General features: G+C 45.7%; 11 protein-coding genes and 1 pseudogene. 11 read left to right on the top strand and 1 reads right to left on the bottom strand.

Going from position 1 to position 17,704, the window contains the following annotated elements:
- Positions 1-197, bottom strand: a pseudogene (locus AC1DP6_RS16155) (hypothetical protein); the annotation flags it as partial.
- Between the two features lie 323 nt (positions 198-520).
- On the opposite strand from AC1DP6_RS16155, the gene AC1DP6_RS16150 reads away from it, so the two are divergent.
- The 11 genes from AC1DP6_RS16150 to AC1DP6_RS16100 all read left to right on the top strand — a co-directional run bounded on the left by AC1DP6_RS16150 (position 521) and on the right by AC1DP6_RS16100 (position 17,251).
- Positions 521-1,864 carry an MORN repeat-containing protein gene (locus AC1DP6_RS16150; protein WP_477055753.1) on the top strand — a complete coding sequence of 448 codons (1,344 nt, stop codon included), beginning with the start codon at positions 521-523 and terminating at the stop codon, positions 1,862-1,864.
- Positions 1,865-2,099: 235 nt separating this feature from the next.
- Positions 2,100-2,687 carry an RNA polymerase sigma factor gene (locus tag AC1DP6_RS16145; RefSeq protein ID WP_477055752.1) on the top strand — a complete coding sequence of 196 codons (588 nt, stop codon included), beginning with the start codon at positions 2,100-2,102 and terminating at the stop codon, positions 2,685-2,687.
- A 63-nt stretch (positions 2,688-2,750) separates the two neighbouring features.
- Entirely contained in the window at positions 2,751-3,950 is a 1,200-nt protein-coding gene (locus AC1DP6_RS16140; RefSeq protein ID WP_477055751.1) for a FecR family protein, read from the top strand.
- A 227-nt stretch (positions 3,951-4,177) separates the two neighbouring features.
- Positions 4,178-7,477 (top strand): SusC/RagA family TonB-linked outer membrane protein, encoded by a 3,300-nt coding sequence (locus tag AC1DP6_RS16135; RefSeq protein ID WP_477055750.1) that lies wholly within the window; start codon positions 4,178-4,180, stop codon positions 7,475-7,477.
- A 10-nt stretch (positions 7,478-7,487) separates the two neighbouring features.
- Positions 7,488-8,948, top strand: coding sequence for a RagB/SusD family nutrient uptake outer membrane protein (locus AC1DP6_RS16130; protein WP_477055749.1), 1,461 nt, complete (start codon positions 7,488-7,490; stop codon positions 8,946-8,948).
- Between the two features lie 30 nt (positions 8,949-8,978).
- Positions 8,979-9,746: a hypothetical protein gene (locus AC1DP6_RS16125; RefSeq protein WP_477055748.1), complete on the top strand. Its 768-nt coding sequence runs from the start codon at positions 8,979-8,981 to the stop codon at positions 9,744-9,746.
- A 29-nt stretch (positions 9,747-9,775) separates the two neighbouring features.
- Positions 9,776-10,711, top strand: a complete 936-nt coding sequence (locus AC1DP6_RS16120; RefSeq protein WP_477055747.1) for an ABC transporter ATP-binding protein — start codon at positions 9,776-9,778, stop codon at positions 10,709-10,711.
- On the top strand, positions 10,711-13,035 hold the full coding sequence (locus tag AC1DP6_RS16115; protein WP_477055746.1) for an ABC transporter permease subunit: 2,325 nt from the start codon (positions 10,711-10,713) through the stop codon (positions 13,033-13,035). Before AC1DP6_RS16120 ends, AC1DP6_RS16115 begins: the two co-directional genes overlap by 1 nt.
- A 34-nt stretch (positions 13,036-13,069) precedes the next feature.
- On the top strand, positions 13,070-14,383 hold the full coding sequence (locus AC1DP6_RS16110) for a MutS-related protein (RefSeq protein ID WP_477055745.1): 1,314 nt from the start codon (positions 13,070-13,072) through the stop codon (positions 14,381-14,383).
- The gene (locus AC1DP6_RS16105) at positions 14,380-15,699 is read left to right on the top strand and encodes a MutS-related protein (RefSeq protein WP_477055744.1); all 1,320 of its coding nucleotides are present in this window, start codon (positions 14,380-14,382) and stop codon (positions 15,697-15,699) included. The genes AC1DP6_RS16110 and AC1DP6_RS16105 overlap by 4 nt, the downstream gene beginning before the upstream one ends.
- Positions 15,700-15,772: 73 nt before the next feature.
- On the top strand, positions 15,773-17,251 hold the full coding sequence (locus tag AC1DP6_RS16100; protein WP_477055743.1) for a S41 family peptidase: 1,479 nt from the start codon (positions 15,773-15,775) through the stop codon (positions 17,249-17,251).
- Positions 17,252-17,704: the final 453 nt, after the last annotated feature.

Raw genomic sequence — 17,704 nt, 5'->3', positions numbered from 1 at the left:
AGGTGGGGGTAGAAAGCATGCCGGATAAAAGCGCCTTTCCTGCTGGCGATGCCAAAGCGCCGGGATGCGCGGCGGGTAGCAGCCGTTTGCTGCACGCTTTGCGGCATGGAGCGCAGGAAGTAGTTGCCATTGCGCTTATACCCAATGAGCGAACCGAGTTTTCCCGTAAAGGGAATGATAGACATTTGTTTTGCCATGGTAGATAATTTTGATTACTATAAATATAAGATAATTCGGGGAACGTGTTTGCGGTATAGGTTGCAGATTAGCTAAAGGGAGTGTAATGGGTATTATATAATATTCAAGGATAGTGCCTTGGGGATTTGAGAATGACAAATGGGAGTGCATGGGCATTCAGAGCATATTGAAAAAAGATATTCCCCCGTTTTCAAACTGATCCATTATTTTTAACCATCCTGGTTCTTTAATAGTTGTGCAATTCTACACTTCATTTGCCCTTTTAATCAACTCGCGGATTATACTTAATTTCTGGAAACATTCTTTCAACAACAGGTAAAGCATGAAGCATATTATTTTATCTCTTATTCTATTAAGTTCAGTGAGTGTATTTTCTCAAACCGGACAATATGTTAAGGACATGAAAAATGGATGTATGATATGGAGTGATGAATATTCACCTAAGGATAGTATGATGTGGACCGGTGCTTGTAAAAATGGCTATGCTTTCGGAAATGGGGTGTTGCGGTGGTATCAAAATCATACATTAGTTGTTACTTATACCGGGGAAATGAGGCATGGCAAACTCAATGGCAAAGGTAAATATGAGATTATCGGCTACGCTACTTTTGAGGGTAGTTTTATTGATGGGGTTTTAAATGGAAAGGGCGCTGCATATTACAGTAACGGGGGAAAGATAATTGGAAACTTTGTAAATGGTGATTTTTTAAATCTGGACGATAAATATTTAGCGATACTTAGAAAACAATATCTGGATATTAAAGACAGCACTGAAATTTATGGTAACGACAATGGAAGCGATAAACTTTTCTATTATATGCTTATTCCTAACAGGACTATAAAAGCCGTTTTAGTGCTGTTTCCTTCCACGGGCGAAACTGTTGAAAATGTGATTAGTTGCAATAAAGAACTGATACAGCAAGCCTATAAAAATAATATTTTACCAATTGTTGTAAGCGCCAATTACAATAAGCCCCTGGAAAGTGATCAAATGGTGATGCAATTCTTTGACGCTGTTTTTAAAGAACTTGTACTGAAGTTTAATGCTCCGAGAGATAAATTTATTTTATGCGGGCTTTCTCTTGGAGGTGAAAACGCATTACAATACACAGAAATGTCAAGAAACAAGAAATATACTACTTATATCAAGCCGCTTGCTGTAATTGGTGTTGATCCGCCTGTTGATATGGTAGACTTATATAATGGGGCGAAAAAATCTATTATAAAATATGAAAAGGAGGGGTCAAATTTATCAGAAAGCAAAAAACTCGCTTTAAATGAAGACCGCTTTATAATAGACGGCTTTACTAAACTTTATGGTGGTTCTCCGGAAGAGTTTCCGGATAAATATATTGAAGGCTCTCAGTTTTCAAGAAATAGAGAAGATGGAGGCAATGCAAAATATTTAATTGATGTACCTGTGAGATTATATTGCGATCCCGATATAGTTTGGCAACTTAAAAATAAAAGCAGGGACTATTATGATATGAATGCTGCCAACCTTTCTGCCATGACAAATTTTCTCATGCAAAATGGAAATACAAGCGCTGAATTTATACCTGCTATAGGAAAAGGTTTTAGAGTTGACGGAAAAAGGCATCCACATTCCTGGTCTATTGTTGAACCTATTAACTGTATCAGGTGGATTTTAAATCTTGCAAAATAAAAGGTTAACGAGGGATTACTTTGATTATAAATTAGGTAGTATAACTGTGTCAACGTTGGATGGGAAGGGATTCTAAGTTTTTCCGGGAATCTGATGAGAGGCCTGAAGCGTGAAAATAGTATAAATCATTGAACTATGATCCGCCTGCAAAATTCAAAGTGCCGCTGGTCAATTACATTTTTATAACTTGATTTTTTAATTATTTTTACGTTTCAACTAAAATCGGGGTGCAAATTTGTCGCGGAAATCATCTAATAATGAGTATCAGCTTTTGCAGGGATTGACTTCGGGCGATACGTTGCATTATTCTTATATCTTTAAAGCGTATTATAGCGCGCTTTGCCACTACGCCGAAACGATCATCGGTGAGCCTGGGCATGCGGAAGATATTGTGCAGGACGTTTTTGAAAGATTATGGCAGAAGCCATATGCCTTTGAGGACCTCCGGCATCTGAAGGATTTCCTGTACAAGGCTACACGTAATGCGGCCATCAATTTTTTGAAAGGGGCGCAGCATAGCAAGGAACGCCAGGCTAAATTTCTCCACGAGCAGGAAGAGTCGACCACATCAGAGGACCTGGACATCATCCGCATGGAGGTTTTCAGGGTGATTTACCGCGAGATGAGCAACCTGCCCGAGCAATGCGGGAAGATCGTCCGTATGAGTTACATTGAAGGGCTGAAGAACGAACAGATCGCCGAAATCCTTTCCATTTCTCTCCAAACGGTTAAAAATCAGAAAACCAGGGGCATGAAGCTGCTGAGAATGCGCCTGTCGCCGGTTGTAATTACCTTATTCCTATTGTTTTCCCCCCACTCATAATTTTTTTTCGATTCCTTTAGTACGATCGTAATACCGTGTTGTAATAACATAAACACATTAGACATGGCGTCTTCTTCAAACGATCCATTTATTATTGCATCGCTTATTTCCCGGTCGCAACAGGGCCTGCTTACGGCCGACGAACAGGATAAGCTGGATGCGTGGATCGCTGCCAGTGACGAACACCGGCAGTTATGGATGGAATTGAACAATCCCGCTGTACAACAGGAAAACGTGCGCGCTATGGCCAGGTTTGATGAAACTGCTGCGCTGGAACGTTTTCTTTCCAACAAACCTGCAACATCAAACGTACGCCGCATGTGGCGCGTTCAAACATGGAAATGGGCGGCTGCAGTGCTTGTACTGGCGGTCGGCGTATCCTCTTATTTCCTGCTGACACATCGTGCGCAAAATGGTGATCGGTTTGGCCGGGCATCCGCGCAGCAAGACATTGCACCGGGTAAAAACGGCGCCATCCTGACACTGGCAGATGGTAAGCAACTGGTGTTAGACAGTTTGGGTGAAGGAAAAATTGCTACGCAGAACGGGACGCAAATTTCGCTGAACAATAACCAGCTTAAATATGATGCCAGCGCCGCAACAGATGGGGCGGCCCTTAATACCATTACCACACCTAAAGGTCGCCAGTACCACGTTGTTCTTCCTGATGGAACGGAAGTATGGCTGAATGCAGCATCTTCTGTACAGTATCCGGTCGCTTTCAAGGGGCGGGRGCGAAGGGTGAAAATCAGCGGGGAGGTTTATTTTGAAGTAGCCGCCAAAAGCTGGCAGCCCTTTGTGGTGGAAACCGATCAGATGAAACTGGAAGTACTGGGTACTTCATTTAATGTGAACACGTACAACGATGAAAAAACAATCCGCACAACACTGTTGACCGGTGCTGTGAAAGTAACGCCTGCACATACCACGCAGCCCAAAGTGCTGGTGCCCGGCCAAACAGCGGTTTTAAGCAAACCTGATGCATCAACGGAGGCTACGCTGACCGTAACGGAAACGCCTGATCCGGATAAAATTATCGCATGGAAAAACGGCCTGTTTAATTTCGACGGCATGGATTTATACAGTGTCATGCGCCAGCTGGAAAGATGGTACAATATAGAGATAGAATACGTTGGAAAACCAGAGAATGTAATCTTCAAAGGGAAAATGCATCGCAATACCAATCTGTCTGATGTATTAAAAGTGTTGGAAACGATGGATGTTAATTTGGAACTGAAAGGGAATGTTTTGTATGTAAGATAGCTATAGTAACAGACGTTGCTTAAACGAAACCGGAAGTGCTTGCGACACTTCCGGTAGATGTTCAAGTAAGGTAATCATCACAATCAGGTTAAAGACTGCTTATTTATTCACTTAAACGCTCCGTCCCTTATGAGAGGGGCGGTTGATGCAAAGCTATGCTAATTATTTCTTATTGCATACGGGTTCCCTATGAACGGAAACGTAGCTCAACCAAATCGCTGTTAGTAATGAGACTAACATTCTTTCTTCTTACCGCTGCCCTGTTGCAGGTATCTGCCAGAGGCCTGTCGCAGACCATCAGCTTTAACGGTAAAAACGTTGCACTGGAAAAAGTTTTTGCAGCTGTAGAATCGCAAACCGACTATGTTTTCCTGTATAAGGCGACCGCCTTATCGGTAGCAAAACCGGTCACCATCAATGCCAAGGCAGTGGACCTGGGCATCTTTCTCAACAAGGTATTCGAGCATCAGTCGTTGACCTACAAGATCATCGACAAAAACATTCTCGTATCCCAGAAGGAGTTCAAACTGGCAGTAGGCAACCAACCCGTTGATACGGTGCCGGTGAAACCCGACTTGATAAGCGTTTATGTCTACGCTCCCGGCTATACGCCGTTGGGAAGTGCTACTATTAGCAATCTTACTGACAAAAAGAACTATCTGACCGCAGGAGACGGGTCGGTCATGGTTCCGGTAAGGTTGGGCGACCAGATGCGGATCAGCTATATCGGGTATGTGGACCATTTATTTAAAATAACGGAACCGACTATTGCCGGCAGAGCGTACAACACAGAGATGGTGCTCTCCACCAACAAACTGGATGAAGTACAGGTCACGGTGTTGGGTACTACCAATAAAAGAATCGGTACCGCGAATATCGCTACGGTGAAAGCCAGTGATATTGAAAGAGAACCTGTCGTAAATGTGCTGGATGCGCTCGCAGGCCGTGTCCCAGGCCTTCGGATCAGCCAGTCGGCCAACACGGCAGGGACCAGGAAGGTAGAGTTACGCGGACGGAATGTGCTGAGCGAAAGCATGTATACAGATCCGCTGTATGTGGTGGATGGATTACCGATTGGTACTTTATCTGTTAATCCATTTGGTGCGGATGTACCTGTGAGTGGCGGTTATTCGCCTTCCGAAAACCCGTTGTTCATGATCAATCCCCTGGATATTCAAAGCGTGGATGTGCTGAAAGATGCGGATGCCACCGCGTTGTACGGCTCGAGAGGTGCAAACGGCGTAATCCTAATCACTACCAAAAAGGGAAAGCCGGGTCCTACCAGGTTTAATGTAAACTATTCCAAAATTTTTTCGGGCGTGCAGCGGTACATGGATCTGATGAATACCGAAAAGTACCTGGCGATAAGAAAGGAAGCCATGCTAAATGACGCCGCTGCTCTTACCAGGGATAATGCCCCGGACCTCACGATCTGGGACCAGAAAGCCTATACCGACTGGCAACGCCTCTTTTACAAAAATGCGCAGTCGGATGATGTACAGCTGACAGTGGAAGGGGGGCTGTTGATGAATACCTACCGTGTCAGTGTGGGATATACCTCTACAACAGAAATGTACAACCTAGGCAAGGGGAACGATCGTTTAACGGTGGGATTGTCTTTCAACCATCGCAGCCCGAACGGCAAGCTGATGGTGGATCTTTCTTCCGCCAGCGCCTATACCAACAATGAAAGCGGTGCTTCGATGACCGTTTTCTCGCTGCCGCCCAATGCACCAGGGATGTATGATGAGAACGGGGAATATAATTTTGTCCCGTACAGGACCCAGTCCAGGAGCAATTATCCCTTCGAGGGTATTAAAAACTGGGGTGAGAATCAAACGCTGAGAAGTCAGACCAATGTAGGTTTTACCTATGAAATAGTCAAAGACCTGACGGCGGGCGTTAGCCTGAGCGGGGAATTTTTCTCCAATAAAACCGGCTCTTTTATGCCTAAAGCCGGGAAAGATCCCTTGTTCTCTCCCATGAGCATGGCATTTTTCGGTACAGGCTCCGGAAAGAGCCTGCTGGTAAGGCCAAATATCAACTATGTTAAACTGTTCGGCGACGCCAAAGTATCTGTATCAATGGCGGCAGACTATAGTTACGCCGATCAGGATGCGGTAACCGTAATGGCGATGATGTTCTCCAACGATAACCTGATCAGAAGTTATTCGAATGCCCAGGTGGTGCAAACCATGAATAATTATGCCCAGCAGAAAGTAGCTTCCCTGCTGGCAACGGTTTCCTTCGACTGGGGAAGAAAGTACATCGTTAACTTAAACGGCAGGAGAGATGGCTCGTCGCGCTTTGGTAGCGGGACTCGTTACGGGAACTTCGGATCARCAGGGGTTTCGTGGGTTTTATCTAATGAAGAATGGTTTAAAAATGCTAACATGGATTGGTGGTCGTTTGCCCAGGTCAGATCTACCTATGGTATTACGGGTAATGCCAATGTGGGCGATTACCAATACCTCTCGCGCTGGTCGAACATTCCATCGGGTTCCATGGAAAAATTGCCGGACTACGACGATCAGACCATTTATACACTCATACAACCCGTTAACCAGAAATTCAGCTGGTCCAGCGCCAGCAAGTTTGAGGTGGGCGCCAGGATGGGATTTTTTAACAGCAGGGTGAACATAGATGGTAGCTTCTATATCAACCGGGATGGAAAGCAGTTGACAGATATTCCCACGTCGGCATTCACTGGTTTTCCTTCTGTGGTAGGCAACTGGCCCGCTGTTATCCGTAACAAAGGGGTGGAGCTGATGTTGGATGCAATGATCCTGAGTACGAATACCTGGGGGGTGACCGCAAGTTTCCAGATAAGTAAGAACAATAATACGCTGGTGGCTTTCGAAGGACTGGAAAATTCTCCCTACAAGGATATGTACAGGATCGGCGCCTCTGTAACTGCTAAGTCCTACACGCATTATATCGGTATCAACCCGCTGAAAGGAACACCTGAGGTGGAGGATTATAATGGAGATGGGGGCAAATCCCTTGGAATGAACTCGAATTTTCCAGACGTGGCGCTGGACGATCATTACCGGGTGATTGATCTGAATCCTAAATATTTCGGAGGGATGGGTTTTGGGGTAGACTTTAAGAAGAGATTGTCACTGAAGGCAAGATTCAGTTTCGAGAATTCCCTGGTCGAGGATAAGTTGAGTAATGCTGGGTATGGAACTATGTACAACACGGTGCTGTATGAGGATGTCGAAAACAGGCACTGGAAGCAACCAGGCGACAAAGCCATCTACTCAAAGTATTCCTCCGTCAACAGCGGTATGCTTTTCGGATCGGATGCCTACTATGCGAAAGGCGCTTATCTGAGCCTGGACAATCTTAGTCTGTCGTACATGCTGCCGGAAGCATGGTTAAAGAAGGTACGCATGAAGCAGGGAACGATCTCCCTGAACTCATCAAAGATTTTCAAACTCTCGCAATACAGAATGTCGGATGTTGAATTGGGCACTACGCCGCAGATCAGAAGGATTGCCGCTAACCTGAGATTAAGCTTCTAAAATCAATCGTATGAAAAGAATTGTTTTCAATATAATCGCAGCGGGTGTTTTATTGTCAGGCCTGCTGGTAACGGGTTGCAATAAATTGCTGGATATAAAAGACCCGGTAAATTCGATTACTACCAACCAGGTTTTCCAGAGCGACGATCAGGCCGCCGTTGCGCTCAATGGGTTGTATTCTTATCTGATCAGTGGAGGAGTACAGGAAGTTAATTCGCATGGGCAGCTGGGCAATGATTTATACAGTGCCGGAGGAATTACGCTGTCGGCCGGGCATTCGGCGGATGAATTATATAACCCCGCGCTTAGTGGGAACTACGACTACTATGAGGAAACAGCCGCCAGGATTACATTGCTGAAGCTAGGGCATTCCCAGAAATTATGGAATACTGCCTATAAGGGGATTTTCAATGCCAATGCACTGATAGAAGGAGTGAAAGGGGCTACCTCAAAAGAGTTGACGCAGGCTTACCGGAAACGGGTGCTGGGCGAAGCATTGGCAGTAAGGGCCATGGGATATTTCTACCTGGTAAACCTGTTCGAAAAAATTCCACTCGCCTTATCCATCGATTATAATGATACACAAAAACTCCCTTCTGCCAGCCCTGACGCCGTATACCAGCAAATCATCAACGACCTGGAAGAAGCGTCGGGGTATCTTTCCGAAAATTACGATGGCAATAACACCGAGCGTATCCGGATCAATAAATGGTATGTGAAGGCAATGCTGGCAAGGGTTTACCTGTTTGCCAAAAATTATGAAAAAGCGTGGCAGCAGGCGAACGATGTGATCAGCCAGACAGATTTGTTTAAACTGGAAAGTCTGAATAACGTGTTCAGGATATCCAGCCGGGAAGTTATTTTCCAGTTGAAGCAGAGCAACACCGTGAATTCGCGGGGCAATGCCACGCCTGAAGGATACTCCATGACAGGCCGGTACCTCACGCCCTTGCTAATGAATGCTTTTGAAGCAGGCGATAACAGAAAGACGGCATGGACCGCAGCTATCGGTGGCGGCAGTTCATCTACACCTGCCGGTTTTTCTCCGGCCAAGTACAAGATCAATTCCCTCAACTTTGTGTTCGGAGGGGACAGGTCCGAGTGTTATGTAGTGATGCGGCTCGCGGAAATGTACCTGATAAGGGCGGAAGCGAATATGTTGCGAAGCGCAGCCAATAAAAATGCGGTGATCGATGATCTGAATGCCATCAGGGGACGTGCCGGATTGAGCGGTCTGTCCTATACTTTAACCGATCAGCAGGTAAGGGATGCCATTGCGCAGGAAAGGCGCATAGAGTTGTTTGCGGAATGGGGACATCGCTGGCTCGACCTGAAAAGGACGAATAAGGCAACGGAGGTACTTTCGGCGATAAGTTACAAACAGCCGTGGAGTCAGCACGAGTTGCTATATCCCATTCCTCCGGATGAAATACTCAAGGGAAACCAACTCTCCCAGAATATCGGCTACTAGCAAAAATGATCACCATATAAATCAAGAAAGATGTTTCAATTCAGCTATAAAAGATGTTTCAAAGCGTGCGTGTTAGCGGGTGGTATACTGATATTCGGTATTTCCTGTAAGAAGGAATTACCGGCAGAGATATTTCCGGCGTCTTTGACGATTGTGAATGGCATTAACGACACCACCTCCTTCCTGTTGGCCTATTTAGGAAACTCACAACCCAAATTCTACAACAGGCTGGCTTATATTAGCAATGGCAACTCCCTTGAATATGGGACCGATAAAATGGACCAACCGCTTACGCTGTTCAGAAACTACGATACACTCCAACCCAGTAAAGCCTTCCTGAAAACCAGTCTGAAACTAGAGCAGGGTGGGATTTTTACGCATTTTGTATATGGTAGCCCAACGGACGTGAAACAAAAAACCGTTAAGGAACAACTTCCTTCCCGTAGCGTGAATGACAGTGTGGCCCACCTTCGGATTATCAATCTTTTTGATAACAGACCGATAGATGTTTTGCAGCTGGAGCCAGTACCGGGAACCATGGTCGTTAATCTCGCCTATGAACAACTGTCCGGTTTTATAAAGGTTCCCGTTAACGCATCTGTCATGAATTTCCGTTTCGAAGTGAGAGATCATGCAACAGGTGTTAAGTTAGCCACCCTAACTGAAGGAAATATTCCCCCGGGTTCTACTATGCTGAATACCTCATGGCTGTTTAAGGCACGTACGATGGTGGTYACCGGAAAGTGGACCGCTGAGGGTGATTTTTTGGCCAGGGCAAAAAGTATCGGTCATTTTTAATCCAATTTTTAAATCATAAGCAACATTATATGCAGCCTATATTAAAGGTGGAAAACCTGTCGCATAAGTATGCCAGTTCCTGGGCCATACGCGAAATAAATTTTGAGATCAATGATACCGGTGTGATAGGATTGCTGGGTTCCAACGGAGCGGGTAAGTCTACCACGATGAATATCATCTGCGGCACCCTGCTGCAAACGGAAGGCAATGTTTCCATCAATGGATTGAACATCAAAGATGATCCTATTGCATATAAGAAACAGATCGGTTTTTTGCCACAGCAGGCGCCCCTGTATATGGATTTTACCGTGCAGGAATACCTGGAGTATTCCGCGCAGCTAAGGTTGATGGATAAGCGCCTGATTAAAAGTGCAGTGGATGAAGTACTGGAGAAAACGTCCATTACGCAGATGAGGTCACGCCTTATAAAAAATCTGTCGGGTGGATATCGCCAGCGGGTAGGGATTGCGCAATCCATCATCAATAAACCCAAAGTGGTGATCCTCGATGAGCCCACCAATGGTCTCGATCCCAACCAGATCATTGAAGCAAGGAAACTGATAAAAGAAATTGCGAAGGACCGGGCGGTATTGTTGTCGTCGCATGTATTGTCCGAAATTAACCTGCTGGCCAGAGAGATCATCATGATCGAAGCCGGGCAGGTGGTGTTTTCTGATACCCTCGATGCTTTCAATAATATTCTCCAGCCCAATACCATGGTGGCCAGAATGCTCCATATGCCTGCGCCGGAAGAATTGATGGCAATAGAAGATGTACAAAAGGTAGAGTTGCTGCCGGATCACAAATGCCGGATCTGGTTCCAGCCGAACGACGATCTGGCGGAAAGAATAGTGAAGAAGAGTGCTGAGAAAAACTGGCGACTCACTGCTATTCACACAGAATCTTCCGGTATGGACGATGTATTCAAACAATTATCATCAAATTCTTCTTCAATCTTACAATAATGAAAGTAGTTTTTAATATAGCGCGGGCGGAATTACGATACTTTTTCTTTTCGCCGATCGCATGGTTTATACTGATTTTATTCCTGATGTCCAGTGCGGGCATCGTCATGGGAAACCTGGCGGATACTGCAGTGCAGCAGGACGCCATGCTGGAGTTGCAGGGCGATGCTTTCAGCGGGTTCCTCAATATGCCCCTGACCAAAATGGTGGTCGGTAAGGGACTCGATACGGTGCTGATGATCTTCTTTTTGTACATTCCGTTGTTGACCATGGGCGTCATCAACCGTGAATATGCCGGAGGAACCATTAAGCTGCTTCATTCGTCGCCGGTGAAAACACGGCAGATCATCCTTGGCAAGTTTCTGGGTGTGTATAGTTTTGTATGTCTGATGATCCTGATTTTCCTGGTGGAGCTGATCGTATTGACCTTTTCTATTAAGCATGTAGAGTTCCTGCATATCCTATCAATGGTGTTGGGCTTCTTTTTACTGGCGGCCATGTATGTGGCAGTAGGGATGTTTATTTCCAGTTTAACTTCGTACCCGATTGTTGCCGGGATCGGAACATTTGTGGTGCTGATACTGTTCTCCACTTTAGGTATGATGTTCCAGGGAACGGATTATGTGCGGGATGTCACTTATTTTCTTTCCAGCTCGGGAAGGGTAGATAGCTTTCTGGGTGGCCTGATTACCACAAAGGACCTCGTTTACTTCTTCAGTATTACTTCCCTTTTTATCATCTTCACCATCATCAAAACGAAATCCGTTACTGAGTCGAAGTCATGGCGTGTATCGGCAGGCAGATACCTGACGGTGTTCGCGATAACGGTGGTGGTACTCGTTGTTACCTCCGTGCACGGGCTGATCGGCTATTGGGATGTGACGAGAGGCAAAACAAATACACTGCATGAAAATACCCAGGGCGTATTGAAGCAGCTGGACGGATCGCCGCTGAAAGTAACGCTGTATACGAACCTGTTAGGGTATAATCTGACCAATGGCGTACCTACCGCGCGCAATAAGTACCTGTGGGACTTCTGGGCCAGGTACCGCCGCTTTTATAATAATATGGAGTTTGAGTATGTGTATTATTATGATGTGAACGATGGAGACAGCTCGCTGTTTCAGACGTTCCCGGGCAAATCGCTGGCGGAAATCGCGGAGAAATATGCGGAAATGAATAAAACCGACCTCTCTATCTATAAAACACCCGCAGAAATCAGGAGCCTCATCAACCTGGAGTCGGAACCGAAAGGCTTATTGATGCAGGTGGAGTATAAAGGGAAAAAGACGTTCCTGAGAACGTTCGTGGACCCGGAGGTTTTTCCAAGTGAGAGACATGTTTCCGGCAGCCTGTTGCGTTTAATGAATGATACAACGCCCACGTTTAAATTTTTGACAGGGCACTATGAGCGTTCACCTCTTAAGTCCGGCGAACGGGAATATGGGAACCATGCCATCAATAAATCATCGAGGAATGCGCTGATTAATATGGGATTGAATTTCGACACCATCCCGGCTGTGGGTGCCGGTAGGTTTACGCCAGAAGATGTACTGGTGATATCCGATCCGAAATCAGTATTGGATAAGGGCATTATCGATAGCGTTAAACAGTATATCGACAGAGGGGGAAATGCCATGTTCTATTCCGAACCAGGCAAGCAGTTTATCATGAACCCGATTCTGAACCATGTGGGGGTAAATGCGGATGAAGGCATCCTTGTAGAGCCAAACCCGCAGGATATGCCGCACAAGTTTGCCGGATTGATTGCGAAGAAAGGTATGGACATGGCGGATGAGCCAAAGTTTTTCTTAGTCAAAAACGGTGTCGGCAATTTCTGCGCTACCGCTATCACCGGCGCGAGTGTATTAAGCTATTCTGATACCACCGGATTTAAAGTAGAACAAATTACCACGGTGCACAACAATGCAAATACCTGGGTAGAAAGAGGCATGCTGGTAGTGGACTCCGCAGCGCCTATATTCAATAGCGCGGAAGGGGACTATAGGAGGGAAGCCCCTTATCCTGTAGGCTTGCAGCTTACCCGAAAAATCGGCAACAAATTGCAGAAGATCATTATTTCCAGCGATGCAGACATGATGTCTTCTGCTAAAGGAGACGGAAAGGATTATGGCAATGCGTTTTACAGCTACACGGTGGATAACAGGTTCCCGGTTTACCATAATTTCCCGGTGCCTACGGATATATGGCTGACGATCAAAAAGGCCCCGGCTAAGACATTGAAGATGGTGCTTCAATATGTTATACCTGCCCTGATACTGGTTGCTGGTATCGTGATATTGATAAGAAGAAAACGCAAATAGCGGGTACTTTCATTGTTTTATAAAAAGTATAATTATGTATTTGCAGACAGATTTGCAGACGATGGATGATCTGCGCTTGTTTTCGAAAGCAGACACACAGGGTATTTTCGATATTTATAATCATTCATTTACCCGTGGCGGGCAAACCATTATGGAAGCCATGTTCAGGAAACCGCTGAACAACAGGGAAGCGATCATCAAACGGATCAATACCATTGCTGCTTTTGTGAAAATGAAGACCACCTTTCCTTTCGACGGCGCCATGCTGGACCAGGCAGAGAAGTACATCTCTTTTGACGATAACCCGGATGGCGGAACAAAAGTCGCGCTTAGCGAGAAGGAAGTACAGAATGGGATTATGTCGATCATCGATCTATTCCATACGCTCAAACAGTACCTGGAATCGGCGGAAATGGCAAGTGTGAAAGAGCTGGGGGAAGAACGGTTGGCGGCTATCGGGGTGTTGAATGATCCGGCTTTTATACCGGTATTTAACGAAAAACCGAATGCCAGAATTTCATTCGCCGCTGTTACAGCTTTTGATGTGTTGATCCGTAATAAGGAGAAAAGGAAAGTGCTGCAACTACTGCATTTTATTTATCATATCGATGTATATGTTTCCGTGGCGCAGGTTACCCGGAAACATAACATGATATTCCCGGTAGTACACCCGAAAGGGACCAGTATTTTAAAAGTGGATGGTGTATACCATCCGCTTTTAAAAAACGCGGTGGCCAACAGTCTCCATATGGCGCCTTCCCGTAACCTGGTTTTTCTTACAGGCGCCAACATGGCCGGGAAGTCTACCTTCCTGCGTTCGTTCAGCACCGCCGTTTATATTGCGCACATGGGCTTTCCGGTAGCAGCAGCGGCCATGGAATTTTCTGTGATGGACGGCGTATATACCACCATCAACCTGCCCGATAACCTGGGCATCGGGGCCAGTCATTTCTACGCAGAAGTGTTGCGTGTGAAAAAAATAGGGCAGGAACTCAGTGAAGGAAAATCACTGTTTGTATTGTTCGACGAATTGTTCCGGGGTACGAATGTGAAGGATGCGCTGGAAGGAACACTGGCTGTTTGTAATGCATTTACCAACCGGACAGACAGTAAGTTCATCATCTCCTCCCACATCATTGAAGCAGCAGACGAGTTGCGGAAAAAAGAAAGCGCTGCGTTTTACTTTCTTCCCACCGTGATGAAAGGACCGGTACCTGAATACACGTATACCCTGGAGGAAGGTGTTACCAACGATAAGCACGGAATGATCATTATTAATAACGAAGGTATACTGGACATTCTTAAGAAGGGAAACAAAGGCGGAAAAAGGTTAAATAAGCAATTATGAGTTTTAAAATAGATCGCCAATCGATAGGAGAGCTGAACCTCATGGGGAAATTCCGTCAGGGCTCCGTATACTTTTTATTCAATAAAGTGAAAACACGGATCGGGGAGAAACTGATGGATGAAATGTTTTCCCATCCGCTAAATGATGCCGCCGTCATCAATCGGCGCGTATCGATTTTTGAGTTTTTCGAAGAGAAAGGTGTTGCATTTCCTTTTGAAGCCGACCAGGTTTCCCTGATGCGGGAATATATTGATACTACGGCAGGAAAATCGCAATGGGCGGTGACGGTGGACCTGCAACTGCAAAAGTTGCTGGCGGGCCTCACGAAAGACGGCCGTTTCAAAAACACGCTACTGCAGTTACAGGCAACGATCGTAACGCTAAAGAAATGTTTTGGACTGCTGGAGTTGCTGAAGCGCGAAAACAGTCCTTTGCAGGATCGTGTGGAAGGCTTACTGGCTATCGTGCAGCAAAAGGACATCCGCAGCATCCTGGACAGCGACATCTACAAGCCGATGTCAACACGAACGGTATCCGAGTATGATTTCCTGTTGCGCAACAGGCACAACGAAGCTATGAAGGACGTGCTGCGATTCATTGCGGAAACAGATGTATACATCGCGGTCAGCAATGTATCGCGCGAGCGGCATTTTTGCTACGCAACGGCGGTGGAGAAAGAAGAAAATGTATTCCATGCCCGAAGTCTAAAGCATCCCTGTATTTCAAAAGCGGTGGGCAACGACCTGCAAATGAAGGAGGGCAGTAATGTCCTGTTTCTCACAGGGGCTAACATGGCTGGTAAATCTACCTGGATGAAATCTATTGGTATCGGTATGTACATGGCGCATATCGGTTTCCCGGTGGCTGCTTCCGAAATGGTGTTTTCAGTACGTGAAGGTATCTTCTCCAGCATCAACGTGGCCGACAATATAGCGATGGGCTACAGCCATTTTTATGCGGAAGTAGTAAGGGTGAAGGATGCTGCGCTGGCAGCGGCTACCGGTGAACACCTGCTGCTGATGTTCGATGAATTGTTTAAGGGCACCAATGTGAAAGACGCCTTTGATGGTACCCTGGCGGTTACGGAAGGCTTCTCCGAATACAACAATTGCCTGTTTATCGTATCTACCCATATCATCGAAGTGGGGGAAGCGCTGAAAGACCTGCCGAATGTGCAGTTCCGATTTATGCCTACTGTACTGGAGGGAAATGTGCCCAGGTACACCTACACTTTACAGGAAGGTATTACCGAAGACCGGCAAGGTATGATGATCATCGAAAACGAGGGAATCATTGCGCTCATCAATAAAATGTAGCCTGGGAGAAACGCCCACCTGATCATATCGCGATATGCCATATTGATTACTGTTTTTTAAAATTACAAATAGCATGAAGCAAATTTTTGCATCAGGGATACTTATGTCCCTACTTTCCACATCAGCCCTGGCCCAGGTACAACCTTTTACCGGATTTACCAGGCAGGATTTGAAAGATGATTTTAAATACGCCGTTGAGTTGTTGAAGAAGCAGCATCCGAATCCTTATAAGTTTGCAGACACCGTGACGTTTAACAGTAAAATGGATTCCCTGATGAACCGGCTGGATAAAGATCCGTCGCTGTTAAGCGCTTTACGGTATTCTCCCATACAGTTATTCAATGATGTGCATCTGAAACTGGATTATGATGAGGAGCGCGTAGTGGACGTATTTTATGGTATTCATCACTTTCCGCTGGCCACTACTACTTTTAAAGACAGGATCATTGTTAATGCCAAAGGAGAAACCATTCCTTTCGGTGCAGAGATACTGAGTATTAATAAAATGCCTGCCGCAAAGCTGCTCAGCGAAATCGGGTATGCCACTTATAGCGATGGCTTCATCAGAACGGGCGCTGATCGCACCGCAACAAGTCTTAGTTTGTTTATCAGCCTCGTTTTTCCGGAAGCCAACAGCTATGAAGTAGTATACAAAGAGCAGGGCGCTAAAAATTCCACTACCATACAGTTGAAAGCAGTAGACGCTAAAACCGGTTACCATAACCGGAGCCTGGGAGAACTGCCCTTTAATACTTTCCTGAAGCGTGGCTATGTAACGAAGGAATACCAGGAAAAGGAATCTACCGCCATCCTCACCGTTCTTACATTTATGCTGGATGAAAATGCCATGTATAAGGAACTGAGCGATTTTTTTGCGCAGGTAAAGAAGCGTAATATCAGCAACGTTATCATAGATATCCGGTCGAACGGCGGAGGCAACCCGAATATGTCTGCGCTGCTGTATTCCTTTGTGGCGTTACATCCGTTCGATAATGTTTTCAATTACCGGACAAAGAATATACAGATGCATGATCCCGAAAACCTGTTAAATGGTTACGGCACCAAAATGGGAGAACCGGAAGTAAAGCAGACCGAAAACTTCCTGAAACAACGGTTTGACTACGACAGCGCGGCAGGATTTTATTATGGCAATGCGCGCCTGACGGAAGGTTCCATTTCCAACTATCCGCCCGATAAGAATAACTTTAAAGGTAACGTGTATGTGCTGATCAGCGGCGGCACGGTAAGCGCCGCCACCTACTTTGCTGCGCTGGTTAAGAATAACAAGCGTGGGGTGCTGGTAGGCACTGAAACCGGTAGCGGCGAAGCATCTACTACAGCGGCATGGTTCAATACCTATATGCTGCCTAAAACGAAAAGCAAGTTGACCGTTCCGATGAGCGAAGTGTATTTTATGAAAGCTAAGCAAGATAACGGGCGAGGGTGTCAGCCAGACAAAGAGCTGACTTTTGAAGCGTTTCAGCAATATATCCGTGCCGGCAAAGATCCGGAGATTCAATATACATTGGATATCATCCGGGCCGGTAAGTAATAGTATCCGGAAACCTTGTATGCGGAGATGGGAGAGACGCCCTTTTGGAGTAGCATTCGAGGGCGCTTTCAGAAACCAGGAAAGAAGAAGTATAAGCAGATTTCCGGGCGACTTTATGTTTGAAATGGACAAAGAAGAGTTTGAGAATTAGAGGACGCAATTTGCGTCCTCCAAACAGGAGTTCAGGGGACTTCGCTATGCACCTTTTTGCTTTAGTGAGCAAGGTGTGAGTATGCTTTCCTGCGTTCTCAACAGTGAGAGGGCTATAGCTGTAAATATCCAGATAATACGGATATTTCATCGGATGAGGGAGATGATTTCAACCCATAAGGACATTTTATTGAAGCTGGAGCAGCTTGAGAATAAAGTTAGTAACCACAGTGAAGACATAAGTGAGAAGAAAGTTCGATTTCTGTATCATTGGGAAACCAAATAAATTGTACTTTTTCTACA

It is taken from the genome of Chitinophaga sp. 01L420 (assembly GCF_056399985.1).
This window is presented reverse-complemented; position numbering and strand designations above follow the sequence as displayed.

What these genes read in the sequence shown, in the direction of transcription:
- AC1DP6_RS16150 (WP_477055753.1), top strand. Translation starts at nt 521, where the DNA reads ATGAAGCATATTATTTTATCTCTTATTCTATTAAGTTCAGTGAGTGTA.
- AC1DP6_RS16130 (WP_477055749.1), top strand. Translation starts at nt 7,488, where the DNA reads ATGAAAAGAATTGTTTTCAATATAATCGCAGCGGGTGTTTTATTGTCA.
- AC1DP6_RS16120 (WP_477055747.1), top strand. Translation starts at nt 9,776, where the DNA reads ATGCAGCCTATATTAAAGGTGGAAAACCTGTCGCATAAGTATGCCAGT.
- AC1DP6_RS16115 (WP_477055746.1), top strand. Translation starts at nt 10,711, where the DNA reads ATGAAAGTAGTTTTTAATATAGCGCGGGCGGAATTACGATACTTTTTC.
- AC1DP6_RS16110 (WP_477055745.1), top strand. Translation starts at nt 13,070, where the DNA reads ATGTATTTGCAGACAGATTTGCAGACGATGGATGATCTGCGCTTGTTT.
- AC1DP6_RS16105 (WP_477055744.1), top strand. Translation starts at nt 14,380, where the DNA reads ATGAGTTTTAAAATAGATCGCCAATCGATAGGAGAGCTGAACCTCATG.
- AC1DP6_RS16100 (WP_477055743.1), top strand. Translation starts at nt 15,773, where the DNA reads ATGAAGCAAATTTTTGCATCAGGGATACTTATGTCCCTACTTTCCACA.